Raw genomic sequence first — 18,659 nt, forward strand, 5'->3', positions numbered from 1 at the left:
TGTTGGGTGTCTGAGGGAATGGATTTCCTCAGTCGCCGGCCCCAGTGCACTCACCAGTTCGTCTGGTGGGGTGATGGGTGGCTGGTCGTTGTTTGAGAACTGCACAGTGGACGCGAGCATCTGTGGCCAAGTTTTTAAGGGCGCACGGTGGATGCCTTGGCACCAGGAACCGATGAAGGACGTGGGAGGCCACGATAGTCCCCGGGGAGCCGTCAACCAGGCTTTGATCCGGGGGTTTCCGAATGGGGAAACCCGGCAGTCGTCATGGGCTGTCACCCGCTGCTGAACACATAGGCAGTGTGGAGGGAACGAGGGGAAGTGAAACATCTCAGTACCCTCAGGAAGAGAAAACAACCGTGATTCCGGGAGTAGTGGCGAGCGAAACCGGATGAGGCCAAACCGTATACGTGTGAGACCCGGCAGGGGTTGCGTGTACGGGGTTGTGGGATCTCTCTTCTGTCGTCTGCCGGCGACAGGACGAGTCAGAAACCGTTGATGTAGGCGAAGGACATGCGAAAGGTCCGGCGTAGAGGGTAAGACCCCCGTAGTCGAAACATCAGCGGCTCGTTTGAGAGACACCCAAGTAGCACGGGGCCCGAGAAATCCCGTGTGAATCTGGCGGGACCACCCGCTAAGCCTAAATATTCCCTGGTGACCGATAGCGGATAGTACCGTGAGGGAATGGTGAAAAGTACCGCGGGAGCGGAGTGAAATAGTACCTGAAACCGTGTGCCTACAAGCCGTGGGAGCGTCGGATATGTGCTTGCACATATCTCGTGACTGCGTGCCTTTTGAAGAATGAGCCTGCGAGTTTGCGGTGTGTTGCGAGGTTAACCCGTGTGGGGAAGCCGTAGCGAAAGCGAGTCCGAATAGGGCGATTCAGTAGCACGCTCAAGACCCGAAGCGGAGTGATCTAGCCATGGGCAGGTTGAAGCGGAGGTAAGACTTCGTGGAGGACCGAACCCACCAGGGTTGAAAACCTGGGGGATGACCTGTGGTTAGGGGTGAAAGGCCAATCAAACTCCGTGATAGCTGGTTCTCCCCGAAATGCATTTAGGTGCAGCGTCGTGTGTTTCTTGCCGGAGGTAGAGCACTGGATAGGCGATGGGCCCTACCGGGTTACTGACCTTAGCCAAACTCCGAATGCCGGTAAGTGAGAGCACGGCAGTGAGACTGTGGGGGATAAGCTCCATGGTCGAGAGGGAAACAGCCCAGAGCATCGACTAAGGCCCCTAAGCGTACGCTAAGTGGGAAAGGATGTGGAGTCGCAGAGACAACCAGGAGGTTGGCTTAGAAGCAGCCACCCTTGAAAGAGTGCGTAATAGCTCACTGGTCTAGTGATTCCGCGCCGACAATGTAGCGGGGCTCAAGCGTACCGCCGAAGTCGTGTCATTGCAGCAATAAGCCCCAACGGGTGCTGTGATGGGTAGGGGAGCGTCGTGTGCCGGGTGAAGCAGCCGCGGAAGCGAGTTGTGGACGGTTCACGAGTGAGAATGCAGGCATGAGTAGCGATACACACGTGAGAAACGTGTGCGCCGATTGACTAAGGGTTCCTGGGTCAAGCTGATCTGCCCAGGGTAAGTCGGGACCTAAGGCGAGGCCGACAGGCGTAGTCGATGGATAACCGGTTGATATTCCGGTACCCGCTGTGAAGCGTCAAACATCGAGCATCGTGATGCTAAGGCCGTGAAGCCGTTCCGGACCCTTCGGGGAAAGGAAAGTGGTGGAGCCGCCGGCCCAAGCGGTTAGTAGGTGAGTGATGGGGTGACGCAGGAAGGTAGTCCAGCCCAGGCGATGGTAGTCCTGGGGTAAGGGTGTAGCCCGAGTGGTAGGCAAATCCGCCACTCATTAAGGGTGAGACCTGATGCCGAGCCGATTGTGGTGAAGTGGATGATCCTATGCTGTCGAGAAAAGCCTCTAGCGAGTTTCATGGCGGCCCGTACCCTAAACCGACTCAGGTGGTCAGGTAGAGAATACCGAGGCGTTCGGGTGAACTATGGTTAAGGAACTCGGCAAAATGCCCCCGTAACTTCGGGAGAAGGGGGGCCATCACTGGTGATCCGATTTACTCGGTGAGCTGGGGGTGGCCGCAGAGACCAGCGAGAAGCGACTGTTTACTAAAAACACAGGTCCGTGCGAAGCCGTAAGGCGATGTATACGGACTGACGCCTGCCCGGTGCTGGAACGTTAAGGGGACCGGTTAGCTCTGTTTCGACAGGGCGAAGCTGAGAACTTAAGCGCCAGTAAACGGCGGTGGTAACTATAACCATCCTAAGGTAGCGAAATTCCTTGTCGGGTAAGTTCCGACCTGCACGAATGGCGTAACGACTTCTCGACTGTCTCAACCATAGGCCCGGTGAAATTGCACTACGAGTAAAGATGCTCGTTTCGCGCAGCAGGACGGAAAGACCCCGGGACCTTTACTACAGTTTGATATTGGTGTTCGGTTCGGCTTGTGTAGGATAGCTGGGAGACTGTGAACTCTGGACGCCAGTTCAGGGGGAGTCGTCGTTGAAATACCAGTCTGGTCGTGCTGGATGTCTAACCTGGGTCCGTGATCCGGATCAGGGACAGTGTCTGATGGGTAGTTTAACTGGGGCGGTTGCCTCCTAAAGAGTAACGGAGGCGCCCAAAGGTTCCCTCAGCCTGGTTGGCAATCAGGTGTTGAGTGTAAGTGCACAAGGGAGCTTGACTGTGAGACCGACGGGTCGAGCAGGGACGAAAGTCGGGACTAGTGATCCGGCGGTGGCTTGTGGAAGCGCCGTCGCTCAACGGATAAAAGGTACCCCGGGGATAACAGGCTGATCTTCCCCAAGAGTCCATATCGACGGGATGGTTTGGCACCTCGATGTCGGCTCGTCGCATCCTGGGGCTGGAGTCGGTCCCAAGGGTTGGGCTGTTCGCCCATTAAAGCGGTACGCGAGCTGGGTTTAGAACGTCGTGAGACAGTTCGGTCCCTATCCGCTGTGCGCGTAGGAATATTGAGAAGGGCTGTCCCTAGTACGAGAGGACCGGGACGGACGAACCTCTGGTGTGCCAGTTGTCCTGCCAAGGGCATGGCTGGTTGGCTACGTTCGGGAGGGATAACCGCTGAAAGCATCTAAGCGGGAAGCCTGCTTCGAGATGAGTATTCCCACCTCCTTGAGAGGGTAAGGCTCCCAGTAGACGACTGGGTTGATAGGCCAGATATGGAAGCCTGGTAACGGGTGAAGTTGACTGGTACTAATAGGCCGAGGGCTTGTCCTCAGTTGCTCGCGTCCACTGTGTTGGTTCTGAAACCACGAACAGCATCCATGTGCCACACATGGGTTTTGGCTGAAACAGTTTCATAGTGTTTCGGTGGTCATAGCGTGAGGGAAACGCCCGGTTACATTCCGAACCCGGAAGCTAAGCCTCACAGCGCCGATGGTACTGCAGGGGGGACCCTGTGGGAGAGTAGGACGCCGCCGAACAAATTTTATGGGAAACCCCCGCACCATTTGGTGCGGGGGTTTTCTGCGTTCCGGACCTTTTCCTTCCGATTCCGAGGACAGGGCTGGACGAATATCTGCGTCAGAGGCGTCCGGCTGACTTCAGCGCCAGATACGCGTCCGCCAATGCGGGAGCCAGTTCCTCCGGTGTCGCGTCCACGACCGTCACGCCATGGCGACGGAGCTGCTCGGCGGTGCGTTCCCGCTCGTGCTGGGCATGGGCCGCCGCCGCGGCTTCGTAGACCGCGTCGACGTTCCCTCTGCCCTGAGCCATGCGTGCGATGTGCGGGTCCGCCACTGAGGCCACGAGCACGGTGTGGCGTTGGGTGAGCTGCGGGAGTACCGGCAGCAGACCCTCCTCCACCGGTGCCGCGTCCAGCGACGTGAGGAGCACGATCAGCGAGCGGCGCGGTGCCGTACGCAGAGCGGCTGCTGTGAGGCCGTGGGCGTCGGTCTCGACGAGTTCCGGCTCCAGCCTGGCCATCGCGTTGACCAGAGAGGGCAGGAGCTGGCCGGCGGACTTTCCCTGGACCAGGGCGCGTACCTGACGGTCGTAGGCGAGGAGGTCCACGCGGTCGCCGGCGCGGGAGGCGAGGGCCGCCAGCAGGAGTGCCGCGTCCATCGCGGCATCCAGACGGGGCACGTCGTCCACCCGGCCGGCCGAGGTGCGGCCGGTGTCGAGCACCAGCAGGATGCGCCGGTCGCGTTCCGGACGCCAGGTGCGTACGGCGACCGTGGACTGCCGGGCGGTCGCTCGCCAGTCGATGGAACGGGTGTCGTCGCCGGGGACGTACTCACGCAGGCTGTCGAACTCGGTCCCCTCACCCCGCGTCAGGACGCTGGTCCTACCGTCCAATTCACGCAAACGTGCGAGTTTGGACGGAAGATGCTTTCGGCTGGCGAAAGGGGGCAGAACCCGTAGTGTCCAGGGAACTCGGTGAGTGCCCTGACGGGAGAACAGGCCGAGGGGGCCGTAGGAGCGGATCGTGACCCGGTCGGCCTGACGGTCGCCACGGCGGGTGGGGCTCAACCGCGTGATGACGCGGCGGCGTTCGCCAGGTGGGACGGTCAAGCGGTGCCGGGAGCCCTCGATCTCGGTACCCGGTTCCCAACTGCTGGGCGGCCAGGCGTCCCGCAGTCGTGCCCGCAGCAAACGGCGGGACGGGTTGGTGACGGTCAAGGTGATGTCGGCGGTTTCGCCGAGACGAGTGGAGGTGTCGCCGGAGCGAGAGAGGACAAGACGTCGTACGGGCGCCGCGAGCGCGAAGTCACAGGCGCATGCCAGTGCCAGGGAGCCGTCGACCGCGAGGATGCCCGTCCAGTTGGGCTCCAGCAGGCCGACGGGGAGGGAGCCGAGGGCCGCGATGAGGGCGGCGCGTCCGGTGAGCGGCATCAGCGGGGTACCGGGACCTGGGCCAGGACAGAGTTGATGACCGAGTCGGCGGTCACACCCTCCATCTCCGCCTCCGGGCGCAGTTGGACCCGGTGCCGCAGGGCGGGCAGGGCCAGGGCCTTCACGTCGTCAGGGGTGACGTAGTCACGGCCCGTCAGCCAGGCCCAGGCGCGGGCGGCGCTGAGCAGGGCGGTGGCACCTCGGGGGGAGACGCCCAGGGTGAGCGAGGGGGAGTGACGGGTGGCTCGGCAGATGTCCACGACGTAGGCCGTGATCTCGGGGGAGACGGTCGTCCTGGCCACGGCGGCACGTGCGGCCTCCAGGTCGGCCGGGCCGGCGACGGGGCGCAGGCCCGCCGCGCGCAGGTCGCGAGGGTCGAAGCCCGACGCGTGGCGGGTGAGGACGTCGATCTCGTCCTCGCGGGAGGGCAGCGGGATCGTCAGCTTGAGCAGGAAGCGGTCCAGTTGGGCCTCGGGGAGAGGGTAGGTGCCCTCGTACTCGACCGGGTTCTGGGTGGCCGCGACCAGGAACGGTTCGGGGAGGAGGCGTGGGGTGCCGTCGACCGTGACCTGTCGCTCCTCCATCGCTTCGAGGAGGGAGGACTGGGTCTTGGGCGGGGTGCGGTTGATCTCGTCCGCGAGGAGGAGGTTGGTGAAGACAGGGCCGGGCTGGAAGGAGAACTCGGCGGTGCGGGTGTCGTAGACGAGGGAGCCGGTGACGTCGCTCGGCATGAGGTCGGGCGTGAACTGGACCCGCTTGGTGTCGAGTTCGAGTGCCGATGCCAGCGCGCGGACCAGGAGGGTCTTGGCGACTCCGGGGACACCCTCGAGGAGGACGTGCCCTCGGCACAGCAGGGCGACGACGAGGCCCGTCACGGCGGGGTCCTGGCCGACCACGGCTTTGGCGATCTCCGTGCGCAGGGTCTCCAGGGAGGCACGGGCGGCGTCCGCGTCCTCGGTGTTCCCGGCGCTGTCAGTGGTCGGGTCCGTCATGAACGGCGTACCTCTCTTTCGAGGGCGTCGAGTCGGTCGGTGAGTGCGATGAGGGCCGCGTCGTCGCGGGGCGGCGCTCCGAAGAGGAGGGAGTACAGGGCCTGTTCGCCGTGGTCGGGGAGGCGGGCGGACAGGGCCGGGAGCAGGGCTTCCGGGGTGTGGGCCTGGGACGCGGGGATGCCGGCGAGCGGGGCCAGGCGGGTGCGGGTCGTGGCGCGCAGTGCTGCGGAGGCGCGGTCGCGGGCGTCGGCCTTGCGGTAGAGGCGGGCGCGGCCTTCGGTCGTCTCGGAGGCGCGGATGGCGACGGGCAGCCTCTCGGCCACGAGCGGACCGAACCGGCGCCCGCGCCAGAAGGCGGTGACGAGCGCCGCGACGAACAGTTGCAGGGTGCCCCAGAGCCAGCCCGAGGGGAGCAGGTCGAGGAGGCTTTTGCGGCCGTCGGTGCCGGTGGCGGAGGAGTCGGCGAGCGAGGGGAGGTACCAGACCAGATGAGGGCGGGAGCCGAGGAGTTGCAGGGCGAGCGAGGCGTTGCCCTGCTTGTCGAGACGGTTGTTGAGGAGGATGTCGGGCGCGCCCAGGACGACGGTGTCGCCGGTGCCCGAAGAGGCCGGGACGCGGAGCAGAGTGGCGCGTCGCTCGCTGGGGTAGCAGGACTCGGCGTCGCGGGCGGTGGCGGTGTAGCGGATGCCCCCGGTCTCGGCGCTGCCCGCCCGCCGTGCCTCGGGGAGCGAGCAGTCGGGGTCGAGCGTGGCGTCGGCGGTGGCGGGGCTCGCGCTGACGCCGGGAGCGAGGCGTCCGACGGACCAGCGGCTCGGGGCGACGAGCACGGTGCGACCGCCGGAGGATGCCGTGTCCGAGGCGAGCCGGGTTTGCTGGCGGTGGGTCAGCAGGTCGGGTACGGCAACCAGGAGGGTGGTGTCCGGGCCGGTGGCCGAGCGTGCCGCGTCGAGTGTGGTGACCACGCGGGTGGTGACCCCCCGGTCGGCGAGGAGTTCGGCGACGGCGCGGCTGCCGCGGGGGTCGGCGGAGCGGGGGTCCAGGTCACCGTGCTCGGTCCGGGAGCGGACCACGGCGATGGCGACGGCCCCGATCAGCAGCAGGACGACGGCCAGGGCGATGCCTCGGGAGCGGGTCCACATCTGACGGGTGGTGAGCGCGGAGGAGGTGGTCATCCGGTCGCCTCGTCATGGGCGGCGCTGTTCGCCAGGGCGGGGCGGGCGCGTTCGAGGTCGCTGTCGAGTCGGGCGATGCGCTGGTACGTCCGCTGGTCGGCGGTGCGGCCGCCGTATGTGATGTCGTCGAAGTGGCGGGCGGCGGCGCGCAGTCCGTCCGCGTGTCCAGGGAGGGCGCGGCCCGCCTCGGCGGCGGCTTCGTCGGCGGTCCGGCCGGGGCGGACGTCGAGCAGGGCCCGTTCCTCCAGCGACCGGACGATGGTCCGCATGCGTTCCTGGACCGCCTGGTTCCAGTGGCCCTGCGCGGCGTGCGCCTCGGCCGAGGCCCGGTGTTCGGCGGCGGTGCGCGGACGCTCGTCGAACAGCGGGACGGCCGAGGCGGGGCTGCGGCGTAGGGTACCCAGCCGCCACCACAGGGCGGCCAGGACGGCGATGACGCACAGGACCACGACGAGGAGGCCGAGCGAGCCGCCCGGTGTCGCGGAGGCGGCCTTGGCGAGGAGCCTGCCGAGCCATTCCCAGAAGGCGTTGAGGGCACGCTGGAGCAGGCCGGGGTCGTTCTCGTGGTACATCCGCTTGGCCAGTTCGCGGCGCGCCGCCTCGCGTGCGGGGTCACGCGGGACGGTCACGGGCGGCTCGTCAGCGGAACTGCCGAGTGCCGACGCGGCGGCGCCGGACAGGGCCGACGCCGCCGTGAGAACTCCCCCCGTCATGCTCACCGCATCAGCTCCCCGGCACCGGGCCGGGCGTGGTGCCGGGGGCGGAGCCCTGGACGCCCGCGGCGCGGGCCAGTTCGAGGTCGAGGGCCTCGCGGCGGATCCGCTGGTCGATGTAGAGGAGCACGGTGACACCGGCCTTGATCGGCAGGGTGAGCGTGCCGCCGATCACCGAGCCGACGGCGGTGATGAGCAGGAACGACCAGCCGGCCGGCTGGCCGCCGGTGCCGAGCAGGGAGGTCATGTTCTCGCCGTCCACGGCGAACGCGATGATCGTGAAGGGGATCACCGTCATCCAGGAGACGATGTTGGCGATGATCCCGGCGAGGAACTGGACGCCGAGGACCCGCCACCAGGAGCCCTGGACCAGCTTGGCCGAGCGGCTCATCGACTTCAGCACGCCCTGCCGCTCCAGCATCAGCGCGGGCGAGGCGAGGGAGAAGCGGATGGTCAGCCAGATCACGACGACGACGGCCGCCAGGATGCCCAGGACGAGCAGGACGACCGCAGGTGCGTCGAACCCCGAGACGGCCCCCAGGACGAGTCCGGGGACCATGCCCACCGCCAGGACGACGACGGTGATGAGGCCGAGCAGCATGAGCAGGCCGAGCAGCTTGAGGAGCTGACCTCGGGATTCGCGCCACGCCTCGCCGATGCCGACCTGCTTGCCGAGGACGGCGCGGCTGGTCACGGTGGTCAGCAGCGCGGTGGCCACGATGGTGCCGATCACGGAGACCAGGCCGACGAGCGCCGTACCGGCCGCGATCGAGCCCAGGGAGCGCAGCGCCTCGCCCGAGGAGACGTCGGGGTCGCTGAGCTTGCTGGTCGTGTCCTTCAGGATGACGCCCTGGAGAAGGAGCAGGCTGAGCTGGACGAACACCGACACCGTCAGCGAGATACCGAGGACGGTGCGCCAGTAGGCACGCATGGTGGAGATGGCGCCGTCGAGTATCTCGCCGATGCTGAGCGGGCGCAGCGGGATCACGCCGGGCTTCGCGGCGGGCGGGGGTCCGCCCCAGCCGTTGCCCCAGGCCGCGGGGCCGGGTCCGCCCCAGCCGCCGGAACCGGCGGGGGGCCGGCCGCCCCAGCCCGCGCCGGGTGGCGGGGGAGGCGTCTGGTCCGGAGCGGGCGCGCCGGTGGGCGCCGACCACTGTCCGGGCGGTGGCTGACCCTCGGCCCACTTGGCGTCCGGGTTCCGCGGGGCGTCGTCCGGCTGCGCGGTCGGCTCGGCGGGCTCGGCCGCGGGCGGAGGCGTGTCGGAGGGTGTGGGCTCGGCGGCGCCGGCCGCGCCGGTCTTCCGTTCCTCGGACGACGGGTCCGATCCGGGCGAGGTCCAGCCCGGCGTGTCACTCATCGAAGCTCCTTCACGGTGCCCGTCCGCGGTCGCGGCGGCAGGTTGGCAGCCATCGTGCCATGGCCGGGTCACGGTGTGACCTGGCGTGCTGGGCGCCGTACTCCATCAATTCTCCGCCGGATACGGGGCAGACTCACCGCATGGCTGATCAGCAGGCGCGACCTGGCGAGGACAAGCGGCCGACCGAGATACCGGTGATCCGATGGGAGGAACCACCCGAAGGGCCCGTACTCATCCTTCTCGACCAGACGAGGCTTCCCTCCGAGGAGGTCGAGCTGGTGTGCACGGACGCTTCCGCGCTGGTGGAGGCGATCGCTTCGCTCTCGGTGCGCGGAGCTCCGGTACTCGGTATCGCGGGCGCGTACGGCGTCGCCCTGGCGGCCGCGCGCGGCTTCGACGTGGACGAGGCCGCCGAGGCGCTCGAGGGCGCCCGGCCGACCGCGGTGAACCTGTCCGTCGGTGTGCGCCGGGCCCTGGCCGCGCACCGCGAGGCGCTGGCGGCGACCGGCGACCCCACGGCGGCGGCGACGGCGGCGCTCGCGGCCGCGCGGGCGCTGCACCAGGAGGACGCGGAGGCGAGCGCGCGGATGGCCGCGCACGGTCTGGCGCTGCTGGACGAGCTGATGCCGGGCGGCGGACACCGGGTCCTGACCCACTGCAACACCGGTTCGCTGGTGTCGGGCGGGGAGGGGACGGCGTTCGCGGTGGCGCTGGCCGCGCACCGGACGGGCCGGCTGCGGCGGCTCTGGGTGGACGAGACGCGCCCGCTGCTCCAGGGGGCGCGGCTGACGGCGTACGAGGCGGCGCGCAGCGGGATGGCGTACACGCTGCTCACGGACAGCGCGGCCGGTTCGCTGTTCGCGGCCGGGGAGGTGGACGCGGTGCTGGTCGGTGCCGACCGGATCGCGGCCGACGGGTCCGTGGCCAACAAGGTGGGCAGCTATCCGCTGGCGGTGCTGGCGCGCTACCACCATGTGCCGTTCATCGTGGTGGCGCCGGTGACCACCGTGGACCCGGCCACCCCGGACGGAGCGTCCATCGAGGTGGAGCAGCGTCCGGGCTTCGAGGTGACGGAGATCGTCACACCCCATGCTTCGGTGGCGGGCGGTGGCGGCGGGGTGCCGCTGGCCCCGCTGGGGACGCAGGCGTACAACCCGGCGTTCGACGTGACGCCGCCCGAGCTGGTGACGGCGATCGTCACCGAGGCGGGCACGGTCTCACCGGTGACTCCGGAGGCGCTGGCGGCCCTGTGCGCGACGGACCGGACCGCGCCGGCCCCCGGCTGATACCCGTACCCCCTGCCGGGGCCACCCGTCCGGTCGGCCCCGGCAGTCGTCCCACTCCGTGACAGGGGCAGACAGTGACCGGTCGGTACGACTATCGTCACAGGCCAGTGACGTGCCTCACCTGCGGCTCTGTCGTCGTTATGAGAATGGGATGCTCTTGCCCTGATCAACGGCAACGGCCCCCCGACCTGCGCGGAAGCGCGGGACGAAGGGCCGTGACATCCAAATGCGACATCAGTCGCCGGGTGGAGCGGGGTGGGACGCCTCCAGCTCACGGAGGCGAGCCGGCTGCCGCAGCAGGCGGTCGAGCTGTCCCACGGCCTCGATCACGTCAGGGTCGAGAGCCTCAGCGTAGATGTCCATCGTGGTGGCGATCCGGCTGTGCCGCAGGATGGCCTTCACGATCCGGGGGTGCACCCGGAGGTGGACCAGCAGGGTGCCGCACGACTTCCGCAGCCCCTTGGGGTTCATCTTGCCCAGCCCCTCGTTTCGGATGATCCGCTGCATGACGATGTACAGGTGCGCGGTCTGGAGCGGGCGCCCCGTGCGGGTGACGAACACGTGCCCCTCGGGATCGTCGAACCAGACGCGGCCGAGTCGCTCGGCTCGTTCACGCAGCATGGCCGTGCGCATCCGGGTCCACCGCAACGGCGCGATGCACTGCGCCGGCAGCGGAAGAGGAGCCTTGGATGTCTCGGTCTTCAGCTCGGCGTCGATGGTCCCGGCACTGGTGCGCTGCCGCTGCTGCTCGACCCAGATGACCCGGTTCTCAAGGTCGATGTTCTCCCAGCGGATGCCGCACACCTCGGCGCGACGCAGGCCCAGGAGACACAGCAGCAGGAACGCCGGGTAGTAGGGCGTCAGCCGACGAGCAGCCGCCAGGAACCGCAGCACCGTCACGGCGTCCCAGCTCTTGCCGCTGTCGGTGCTCGCCCGGACATGGACCAGCTTGGCCACATTCCTCGTGACGCCGATGTCCTCCACCATGGCGGCCGTGAGCGCCGCTGAGAGCACCCGCAGAGCACGCTTGGCGGTCTTGGCTCCTTGGTCGTCCACGAGGCGCTGCATGACCCCACGCAGCTCTTTGACGCCCAGCTTGACCATCACCTTCGAGCCCAGCCGAGGACGAAGGTGCAGGCGCACGGGAGACGCGTAGGCGTCATAGCTGCTCGGCGCCAGGTTCGGCTTGACGACGACCTCCAGCCAGTAGTCGAACCACTGACCCAACGTCATGTCCCGCGTCGGCGTCGGGATGCCGCCGTTGGCCCGGTCGATCAGCTCACGGCGCTTCCGGTCGCACTCCTCGAACGACCGGCCATAGGCGAACTTCCGCTTCACCGTCCCGTCCGGCTGCGGCACGTACACGGCAGCCTGATAGCGGCCATCAGCCCGCAGGGTGACCGTGCCCGCGCCGTTCGGGTTGCGCTTACGGCGCCGGGCCATCAGGACGCCTCCTCAAGCCGGTTCTGCACGTAGTCCCGCAGTGCGCTCTCCGGGATGCGCCGGCACCGGCCCTCGGTGAACGACACCAACCGCTTGGAGCGGATCAGGTCGTAGACCTTGCTGCGGCCGAGCTTCAGCCGCGCCATCACCTCAGGCACGGTGAGCAGTTCGACAGGGGCGGTGGTCACGCGGCGGCTCCTTCCAGGTCGAGCAGGGCGGGTAGTTCCTGGCGGGCGGTCTCGCGGCTCTGGGCGATCTCGCGGCGGATGTTGGCGGCGAGCCAGGATTCCCCGGGGGTGTGGCCGTGGCCGGCGTAGGTCCAGTGCGCGAGCGTGAGCGTGGTGGCCTCTTCGTCATGGGGGTCGGGGAGGCCGAGGGCGGCGCGTTGCTGTGCGGCGCGGTAGTCGGCGCGGACCTGGCGGAGGGCGCCGAGGGTGGTGGAGTAGCTGCGGGACTTGGTGGAGAAGTGGCCGCGGAAGCCGAGCATGTGCGCCCAGTCCCGTAACTTCCGGTCGGGGTAGAGCGGGTGGAGGTCCAGGCATGCGGCGATGAGCCGGGCCGGGTGGTCGGGCACGTCGAGCAGGACCAGAGCCTCCTTGTTACCGATCCGGCGATCCACTGTTCCGGTGGTCTCGGCGGCTTTGGTGGCGTACTTGGCGACGTAGGAGGCCACGGCCTGTTCGGTGATCTCAGCACCGTCCCCGAACGCGCGGATCGGACGCACATCGATCTGCTCACCCCACCGCAAGGTCCGAGCCGGCTGGTCCCCAGCCGAGTCCACGTCGACCGCGACGCGGGCGGCGGCGGCTTTGATCGCGGCGTCGAGGAGGTCACCGGTCGCCCACGGCGGGGGCGGGGTGTCGGGGCCGTCCGGTCCGTCGAAGCGGATCACGGCATGGAAGTGCACGGCGCCGCGCTTCTGGTACTCCGCGACCTTCCCGAACGAGACCCGAGACGCCTCCTTCGCAGCCTTCTGCGTGAGGCCAGCCATGCGGGCGATCTCGCGGCGCAGGTAGATCGTGAAGTAGCGCCACAAGTCGGAGGCGTGGTTGTTCCAGAGCACCGCCCCCGCATAGTCGTAGCTGTCGGGGTCGAGCGGGGTGCCCAGCTCGGGTGCGTCCTCACCATGCCGGGTTCCGCAGCGGCAGGGCCGGGTGCCGGGCCGGTTGTGGACCGGGCCGAACGAGGGGGCGGTGAGGGTGGCGAACACGCGCGGGTGATCCCTGATGGTGTGCGGGGTGCCCTTGTCGGGGTCGCCGACGAGGCCGGCGCGGATGAGGTGGTAGGTGTCGCCGGCGTAGGTCCAGGCGCAGGCCGGGCAGCGTGAGGCGCGCCGGTTGCCGCAGGCGAGGCGGAGGACGCCGCCGGGTTCGGTGTCGGTGGAGTAGTGGTGCAGGACGTGCCCGGTGGCGGTGTCGCGGGTGACGGTTGTTCCAGTGAGCCGGATGGGGTCGGTGCAGCCGCCGGTGCGGCGGATCTGGTCTTGGATGCGGTCGAAGCCGGGGTGCCCGGCCAGCCTCAGCACGTCGGTGAGGGTGGCCGGGTCCAGGCCCGCCACGGTGGCGGCGTCAGTCACGCGGCCACCTCCAGGGCGGCCGGGAGCAGGGGGCGGAGCACGGTGGTGGCGAGGAGGGGCGGTACGGCGTTGCCGATCTGCTCGAACTGCTTGGTCTTGGTGCCTTGGAAGGGGTAGCCGGTGGGGAAGGTCTGCAATGCGGCAGCCTCGGCCACCGTGATGCGCACCGATTCGGCGTCCGGGTGCTGGCCGGTCTGCCAGGCCACGTAATTGCTGGCGTTGCCGAAGTGGAGGGTGGCGGCGGGTTCGTCGGTCCGGCGGACGGTGGCGTTGCTGCGGTTGCTGTGGCGCAGCACCCAGGTCCCTTGCCGCTGGGCGGCGATCAGGGCTTTGCGGGCCTGGCTGGGGAAGGGTTCGGCGCCGCCGCTCTTGCCTCCGCCTGCGGTGACGGTGGGTGTGGGCCGGTTGGTGGCGCCCCAGCCCAGTGCGTCGGCCATCGTGACCCAGGGCAGCAGGGCGGGGCCGAAGAGGGTGTCGGGTCCGGGCTCTTGGGCGTGGGTTGAGTCGGGCGGGGTGACCGGCTGGTGGCGGGAGGCAAGGAGGATGGCGCGGCGGCGGGTCTGCGGGACGCCGAAGTCCGCCGCGTTCAGCACCCCGCTCCACACCGAGTAGCCGATGCCGCGCAGGATGACCGCCACGTGGGCGAACAGGTCAGCTACGGCCGGGACCTGTTCCAGGGCGATCCACTCGGGGCGCAGGTCGAGGGTGTAGCGCAGCGGTTCGACGACGAGGAGGGAGCGCGGGTCGGCGCAGGCGGCGCGCAGCGCGGTGCGCGTGTCGTTCCTGCGGGCGAGGTCGTCGAGGCCCTGGTGGCACAGGTCCATGTCGTCGCGGCCAGCGCGGCGGCCGGCGGCGCTGAAGGACTGGCAGGGTGGGGAGGCGATCAGGCCGGACACCTTCCCGCGGAACGATGTGGTGGGAAGGGCGGCGACATCGGCGCGGACCGTGGTGTGTTCGGCGGCGGCGCGGGTAGCACAGGCGGCCGGGTCGATCTCGATCCCGACATCCCGCAGGCCGAGGGCGCGCAGTCCCTCCGACCAGCCGCCGGGGCCGGCGAAGAGGTCCAGGACGGGGTGGGCGGTGTGTGCGGTCACTTGTCGCCCTCCCGGTCAGTGTGGGTGTCGGTCCACTGTTCGGCGCACACCTTGTGGACGGGCTTGCCCCGGTCGGAGCGCAGCGGGGTCGGCTTGGTGCAGAGGACGCAGGGCTTGTCGCCGCTGTGGTCGAAGTGCTCCGGGGAGCGCCAGTCGAGGAGGGCCACGGCGGTCACTTCCCGGCGCGGGCGAAGGCGGCGGCGGGGGTGCGGTGGCCGGTGCCCTGGCAGGTGGGGCAGTCGACACGGATCAGGGTGCGGGTGCCGTCCGACTTCCGGGTGCCGGTGGTGACCATGGCCGAGGCGTGGCCGTCGCAGTCGCGGCACAGGCGCGGGGCAGGGGAGTGCTGGGGCATGATGGTGCTTCCCTTCCGGGTCCTTTGGATCTGGGATGTGGGCCCCCGGAGCGGCGGATACTTGGCGGTAGAGGCCGCTCCGGGGGTTGGTCAGTGCTGGGTGTTGCGCCTGCTGTGGCCCTTGGCCGCGTACATCGCGGTGTCGGCGGCGGAGAGTGCGTCGGTGAGGGTGGGGACCGGGAGGTCCGCGCGGCGGGAGCGTCCGACCGAGGCGGAGACCGGCAGCACCTCGCCGTTGTGGTGGACGGGGCGGTCCAGCGCGGTCCGCAGGGCGTTGAAGCCGGTGGTGTGGGCGGGCTCGGTGACGATGGCAACGAACTCGTCTCCGCCGATGCGTCCGGCGATGCCGTGGCGTCCAACCCAGTCGTTCAGTCGGCGGGCGGTCGCGGCGAGTACCGCGTCCCCGGCGGGGTGGCCGTGCTGGTCGTTGATGGCTTTGAAGTCGTCCAGGTCGACCAGGACCACGAGGGCGTTGGGGTGCTTGGCGAGGAGGCGTTCGGCGCGGGCGGTCCATCCGGCGCGGGTGTGCAGGCCGGTCAGCGGGTCGCGGCGGGCGCCGACCAAGCGGTGGGTGAGGACGCTGCCGTGCACGGCCCAGCCCAGCGCCGGTAACGCGGCGGCGACGGGAACGAGGTCCATGCCGCTCACCGGCCCTTGCGGGAGTCGTTGAGCAGGGAGCGCAGGACCACGGCGCAGATGGCGACGGAGACGCCGGTGATGGCGACCGCCAAGAGCATGGAGACCAGGACGGTGCCGACGATGAGGACCACGGCGGTGCCGCCGCCGACGAGGGCGAGGGCGCTGCCGGGGGTGAGCTGGATGGTCGGCCGGTTCGACGCCGGGACCGGGGCGACCGGGGCCGGGCTGGTGGTGGCCGGCACGGTCGAGGACGCGGCGGGTGCCGGGGCGGGCACGGTGGGGGCGGTGTCGGTGGGCGGGTACTTGGGGGTGAGCATCAGATCTGTCCTCCTGTCAGGGGTTGCAGCGGTGGGTGCGGGCGGCGAGTTCGGCGGCGGAGCGGTCGGCGTAGTCGGTGGAGAAGCCGCAGCCGGGGGCGGAGCAGGCGGCGGTGTGCCGGGTGCGGCCACGGCCGTCGTGGTAGGTGGCGACGGTGACAGGGCCGAAGCGGCGCACGTCACGGAACCGGCGATAGGTGCTCACGGGACAACCTCCCTTCCGGGTCAGGCGAGTTCGAGCTGTGCGGCGATGGCCTGGCAGGTCGGTCCGGGCAGACCGAGCCGGGCGGCGAGCGCTTCAGCGGTGATCGGCTCACCTGTGGTCTTGCGGTGCGCGTCCGCGATGGTGCGGGCGTGGTCGACCAGGGCCGCCGGGACCGTGGGAACCGGAGCGGGCGGCGTCGGTGGCTTGACCGGCGCGGGGGCCAGCTCGGCAGGAGCGGACGCGGGGGCCGGAACCGGCGGGGTGTCGGTGCGGTGCAACTCGACTTCTGGCGCCGCCGGTTCGGGCTCAGTGCAGGTGTCCTCGGGGGCAGCCGCCGGGGTGGGGGTGTGGACGAGGAGGGTGCCGCCGAGGAAGGCGAGGGCGGGCCACCCGGCGACCAGGATGCGGAGCCAGGCGGGCACGTGATCGAGGTCGAGGAGTCCGGCGGTGGCGATGTTCGCGCCGAGGGAGGCGGCGAGCGCGATCGTGAACCAGGTCCACGAGGCCCCGTCCCGACCGATCCGCAGTCGACGCCACGCGGCGACGAGCAGCAGGTCGACAGAGATCGGGTAGGCCCATGCCTTCCAGCCCGACTGACCGGCAGCGGCGGCCAGATCATGCAGGTGAGCGAAGGACAGAGCCCCAGCGATCACAGCCTGAACGAGAACGGCGTCGGGGCGACGGAGAGTGCGGTTCACGGCGATCACTCCCCGTCCGGTGCTTCGCCGGTGCCTAGGCAGGTCAGGCACAAGGCGGCCTGTCGGTCCTCGGTGGCGCGGCCCTTGCGGGCGCCGACGCGAACGGTCTCGGTGATGTCCCCGTTGCCGGAGCAGTCCGGGCAGGCGGTCGGCTTCGGCGGGGTCTTCTTGCGCGTGGCCATGACTGCCCCTCCTAGTCCGTGACCGGGAACGGCTTGACCAGCGACGGACCCGGAAGCGGGACGCTCGCGGGGACGTGGGGCCGGTAGGGGTCGAGGCTGGGGAAGTCGGGCACGAGGTGCGCGAACTCCCGGCACACGGCAGCCGCTTCGATACGGGTGGTGTGAGGGGTGCGGATCTTCGTCCAGCCCCCGGAGGAGTCGGCGGCCACGGCGGTGCCGGGGCGTTCGGCGGGGATGAAGGAGGCGGCCATCACGGCGTCCGGGGCCACGTCCGCCAGACCCATTTCGGCGGTCTGCTTGTCGTTGACCCGATGCACCACCCGCCCGGTGAGCTGGGCACGGAGCATGGTCGCGCCGCGTCCGAGTTCGGAGCCGAAGCGCTGCCCGCACACCTCCAGATAGATCCCGACGGCACGCGCCATCTGGGCCAACCGGATCAGGGCGGTGACGATCCGCTCTCGGCGTTCCTCGTCCTTCTTGGAGGAGATCAGGAACAGCTCTGCCACCTCGTCCACCAGGACGATGACCGGGACGGGGCGTAGGCCGGCGGGCAGGTCCCACATGTCCGAGACGCCGTGCAGGCTCAGCAGGTCGAACCGGGATTCCATCTCCGCCACCAGCACATCCAGCAGGGAGGCGGAGTCGTCCGGGGTGGTCGCCAGCGCGGACAGCCGAGCCGCGTAGGCGGAGTGCTCCACCCCGCGCTTGCAGTCGATCCCGACCAGGGCCACCGGCAGCTTGGCCAGACCCTTGATCAGGTTGCGCTGATAGACCGACTTCCCGGAGTTGTTCGCGCCCAGGGTGAGCGCCATCGGGATCTGGCGATAGTCCCGCAGGAACGCGGTCCCGTCCTCCCGCAGCGCCACCGGCACGGTCAGTCCCTCGGGGCGGGCCCGGCGCGGCATCCGGACCCGGCGGAGCACGTCGTAGCCGGTCATCCGGAGTTCGACGTGGCCCGGCTTGGTCTCCGCGACGGTCACCGAGTGCACACCCCAGGCGTGGCGTAGCCGCTCCGAGGCGGCCACCAGGTCGGCCGGTTCCAGGCCGGCGGGGAGGCGGAGGGTGACGCGGAGGCCGGTGGAGGTGCCCCGGACGTGGCGGACCTTCGGCGGGACCGGCTGAACTTCGGTGTGGGCGATGTTCCGCGCCAGGAAGGCCCGCAGGCGGGACGGCTGAACCGTCAGCCCGCACACGTCCATCGTGGAGCGGTAGGTGAAGGAGAACCGGCCCCAGGTGACCGGCAGCCCGACCAGCGACCAGTACACGCGCGGGGCGTACACCTTCGCGTAGCCGAGACCGCCGGCCCCCGCTAATGCTCCCGTGGTCTCCAGGACCGTGGACAGGTCGGTCATGGTCAGACCGCCGGGGTGATCGCCACGGCGCGGAACGAGATGCCGTGCCGCTTCTGGCCGTTGAACTCGTTCTCCCAGTCCCGCGCCTTCAGCCCCACGACCCGGACCGGGGTACCCGGCGCCAGACCCTCCGGGCAGCCGGTTTCCGGGACGGTCACCTGGTAGAGGTTGCCCTCACCCTCGTCCGAGACCAGCAGGCCCACGGTCGACATGTCCGCGCCGGTCTCCCGGTCCACGGCCCGCTCCCCGGTCTTCTTGTTGACCATCTTGGGCTCCGGCGCGGTCGCCACGAACACCACGGCGGTCGAAAGGTCGATCTTGAACGACGGCATAGGGCCCATCCCTCGCTCTTGGAAGCCGCCCGATGCGGCCTCTCTAGACATCTTCAGCATGAGGGCGCCTGTCTAGAGATGTC

The 18,659-nt window shown here is 69.2% G+C and carries 19 protein-coding genes and 2 rRNA genes; 3 read left to right on the forward strand and 18 right to left on the reverse strand.

Annotated elements, in window-relative coordinates:
- Positions 1 to 124: 124 nt before the first annotated feature.
- A 23S ribosomal RNA gene (locus HEK131_RS03600) occupies positions 125 to 3,246 on the forward strand.
- Positions 3,247 to 3,335: 89 nt separating this feature from the next.
- Positions 3,336 to 3,452: ribosomal RNA gene (rrf, locus tag HEK131_RS03605) — 5S ribosomal RNA — on the forward strand.
- Positions 3,453 to 3,552: 100 nt separating this feature from the next.
- Here the strand turns inward: rrf and HEK131_RS03610 are convergent.
- From HEK131_RS03610 to HEK131_RS03630, 5 genes are read right to left on the reverse strand one after another with little or no spacing between them, the layout of a single operon-like run.
- The gene (locus HEK131_RS03610; protein ID WP_244333634.1) at positions 3,553 to 4,863 is read right to left on the reverse strand and encodes a DUF58 domain-containing protein; all 1,311 of its coding nucleotides are present in this window, start codon (positions 4,861 to 4,863) and stop codon (positions 3,553 to 3,555) included.
- Positions 4,863 to 5,855 (reverse strand): AAA family ATPase, encoded by a 993-nt coding sequence (locus HEK131_RS03615; protein WP_244333635.1) that lies wholly within the window; start codon positions 5,853 to 5,855, stop codon positions 4,863 to 4,865. Before HEK131_RS03615 ends, HEK131_RS03610 begins: the two co-directional genes overlap by 1 nt.
- Positions 5,852 to 7,027 (reverse strand): DUF4350 domain-containing protein, encoded by a 1,176-nt coding sequence (locus HEK131_RS03620; protein ID WP_244333636.1) that lies wholly within the window; start codon positions 7,025 to 7,027, stop codon positions 5,852 to 5,854. Before HEK131_RS03620 ends, HEK131_RS03615 begins: the two co-directional genes overlap by 4 nt.
- On the reverse strand, positions 7,024 to 7,746 hold the full coding sequence (locus tag HEK131_RS03625; protein ID WP_244333637.1) for a DUF4129 domain-containing protein: 723 nt from the start codon (positions 7,744 to 7,746) through the stop codon (positions 7,024 to 7,026). The genes HEK131_RS03620 and HEK131_RS03625 overlap by 4 nt, the downstream gene beginning before the upstream one ends.
- 4 nt (positions 7,747 to 7,750) lie before the next feature.
- A complete protein-coding gene (locus HEK131_RS03630) occupies positions 7,751 to 9,097 on the reverse strand; it encodes a DUF7544 domain-containing protein (protein WP_244333638.1) in 1,347 nt (448 codons plus the stop codon).
- A gap of 140 nt (positions 9,098 to 9,237) precedes the next feature.
- Between HEK131_RS03630 and mtnA the strand changes: the two genes are divergently transcribed.
- Positions 9,238 to 10,383, forward strand: coding sequence for an S-methyl-5-thioribose-1-phosphate isomerase (mtnA, locus tag HEK131_RS03635; RefSeq protein ID WP_244333639.1), 1,146 nt, complete (start codon positions 9,238 to 9,240; stop codon positions 10,381 to 10,383).
- Between the two features lie 234 nt (positions 10,384 to 10,617).
- Here the strand turns inward: mtnA and HEK131_RS03640 are convergent, their stop codons facing one another.
- The 13 genes from HEK131_RS03640 to HEK131_RS03700 all read right to left on the reverse strand — a co-directional run bounded on the left by HEK131_RS03640 (position 10,618) and on the right by HEK131_RS03700 (position 18,576).
- Positions 10,618 to 11,826, reverse strand: a complete 1,209-nt coding sequence (locus HEK131_RS03640; protein ID WP_244333640.1) for a tyrosine-type recombinase/integrase — start codon at positions 11,824 to 11,826, stop codon at positions 10,618 to 10,620.
- Positions 11,826 to 12,014, reverse strand: a complete 189-nt coding sequence (locus HEK131_RS03645; RefSeq protein WP_030811113.1) for a helix-turn-helix domain-containing protein — start codon at positions 12,012 to 12,014, stop codon at positions 11,826 to 11,828. The genes HEK131_RS03640 and HEK131_RS03645 overlap by 1 nt, the downstream gene beginning before the upstream one ends.
- Positions 12,011 to 13,402, reverse strand: coding sequence for a replication initiator protein RepSA (repSA, locus tag HEK131_RS03650; RefSeq protein ID WP_244333641.1), 1,392 nt, complete (start codon positions 13,400 to 13,402; stop codon positions 12,011 to 12,013). The genes HEK131_RS03645 and repSA overlap by 4 nt, the downstream gene beginning before the upstream one ends.
- A complete protein-coding gene (locus HEK131_RS03655; RefSeq protein WP_244333642.1) occupies positions 13,399 to 14,496 on the reverse strand; it encodes a DNA cytosine methyltransferase in 1,098 nt (365 codons plus the stop codon). Before HEK131_RS03655 ends, repSA begins: the two co-directional genes overlap by 4 nt.
- Positions 14,493 to 14,663, reverse strand: a complete 171-nt coding sequence (locus tag HEK131_RS03660) for a hypothetical protein (protein ID WP_244333643.1) — start codon at positions 14,661 to 14,663, stop codon at positions 14,493 to 14,495. The genes HEK131_RS03655 and HEK131_RS03660 overlap by 4 nt, the downstream gene beginning before the upstream one ends.
- A gap of 5 nt (positions 14,664 to 14,668) precedes the next feature.
- The gene (locus HEK131_RS03665; protein WP_244333644.1) at positions 14,669 to 14,851 is read right to left on the reverse strand and encodes a hypothetical protein; all 183 of its coding nucleotides are present in this window, start codon (positions 14,849 to 14,851) and stop codon (positions 14,669 to 14,671) included.
- Positions 14,852 to 14,941: 90 nt separating this feature from the next.
- Positions 14,942 to 15,490, reverse strand: a complete 549-nt coding sequence (locus HEK131_RS03670) for a GGDEF domain-containing protein (protein ID WP_244333645.1) — start codon at positions 15,488 to 15,490, stop codon at positions 14,942 to 14,944.
- 5 nt (positions 15,491 to 15,495) lie between these two features.
- A complete protein-coding gene (locus tag HEK131_RS03675; protein WP_244333646.1) occupies positions 15,496 to 15,807 on the reverse strand; it encodes a SpdD protein in 312 nt (103 codons plus the stop codon).
- 16 nt (positions 15,808 to 15,823) lie between these two features.
- The gene (locus HEK131_RS03680; protein ID WP_244333647.1) at positions 15,824 to 16,012 is read right to left on the reverse strand and encodes a mobile element transfer protein; all 189 of its coding nucleotides are present in this window, start codon (positions 16,010 to 16,012) and stop codon (positions 15,824 to 15,826) included.
- 20 nt (positions 16,013 to 16,032) lie between these two features.
- Complete coding sequence (locus tag HEK131_RS03685; protein ID WP_244333648.1) at positions 16,033 to 16,710, reverse strand: DUF2637 domain-containing protein; 678 nt, start codon at positions 16,708 to 16,710, stop codon at positions 16,033 to 16,035.
- Positions 16,711 to 16,715: 5 nt separating this feature from the next.
- Positions 16,716 to 16,892, reverse strand: coding sequence for a hypothetical protein (locus HEK131_RS03690; RefSeq protein WP_244333649.1), 177 nt, complete (start codon positions 16,890 to 16,892; stop codon positions 16,716 to 16,718).
- Positions 16,893 to 16,903: 11 nt separating this feature from the next.
- Positions 16,904 to 18,244, reverse strand: coding sequence for an FtsK/SpoIIIE domain-containing protein (locus tag HEK131_RS03695; protein ID WP_244333650.1), 1,341 nt, complete (start codon positions 18,242 to 18,244; stop codon positions 16,904 to 16,906).
- A 2-nt stretch (positions 18,245 to 18,246) separates the two neighbouring features.
- Complete coding sequence (locus tag HEK131_RS03700; protein ID WP_161201205.1) at positions 18,247 to 18,576, reverse strand: hypothetical protein; 330 nt, start codon at positions 18,574 to 18,576, stop codon at positions 18,247 to 18,249.
- Between the last annotated feature and the right edge of the window lie 83 nt (positions 18,577 to 18,659).

It is taken from the genome of Streptomyces seoulensis, assembly GCF_022846655.1.
In the GTDB taxonomy this organism is placed as follows: Bacteria; Actinomycetota; Actinomycetes; order Streptomycetales; family Streptomycetaceae; genus Streptomyces.

Coding starts and splice junctions, on each gene's coding strand:
- HEK131_RS03615 (WP_244333635.1), bottom strand. CDS start 5,855: ATGACGGACCCGACCACTGACAGCGCCGGGAACACCGAGGACGCGGAC.
- mtnA (WP_244333639.1), top strand. CDS start 9,238: ATGGCTGATCAGCAGGCGCGACCTGGCGAGGACAAGCGGCCGACCGAG.
- HEK131_RS03665 (WP_244333644.1), bottom strand. CDS start 14,851: ATGCCCCAGCACTCCCCTGCCCCGCGCCTGTGCCGCGACTGCGACGGC.
- HEK131_RS03620 (WP_244333636.1), bottom strand. CDS start 7,027: ATGACCACCTCCTCCGCGCTCACCACCCGTCAGATGTGGACCCGCTCC.
- HEK131_RS03675 (WP_244333646.1), bottom strand. CDS start 15,807: ATGCTCACCCCCAAGTACCCGCCCACCGACACCGCCCCCACCGTGCCC.
- HEK131_RS03630 (WP_244333638.1), bottom strand. CDS start 9,097: ATGAGTGACACGCCGGGCTGGACCTCGCCCGGATCGGACCCGTCGTCC.
- HEK131_RS03690 (WP_244333649.1), bottom strand. CDS start 16,892: ATGGCCACGCGCAAGAAGACCCCGCCGAAGCCGACCGCCTGCCCGGAC.
- HEK131_RS03610 (WP_244333634.1), bottom strand. CDS start 4,863: ATGCCGCTCACCGGACGCGCCGCCCTCATCGCGGCCCTCGGCTCCCTC.
- HEK131_RS03670 (WP_244333645.1), bottom strand. CDS start 15,490: ATGGACCTCGTTCCCGTCGCCGCCGCGTTACCGGCGCTGGGCTGGGCC.
- HEK131_RS03640 (WP_244333640.1), bottom strand. CDS start 11,826: ATGGCCCGGCGCCGTAAGCGCAACCCGAACGGCGCGGGCACGGTCACC.
- HEK131_RS03695 (WP_244333650.1), bottom strand. CDS start 18,244: ATGACCGACCTGTCCACGGTCCTGGAGACCACGGGAGCATTAGCGGGG.
- HEK131_RS03700 (WP_161201205.1), bottom strand. CDS start 18,576: ATGCCGTCGTTCAAGATCGACCTTTCGACCGCCGTGGTGTTCGTGGCG.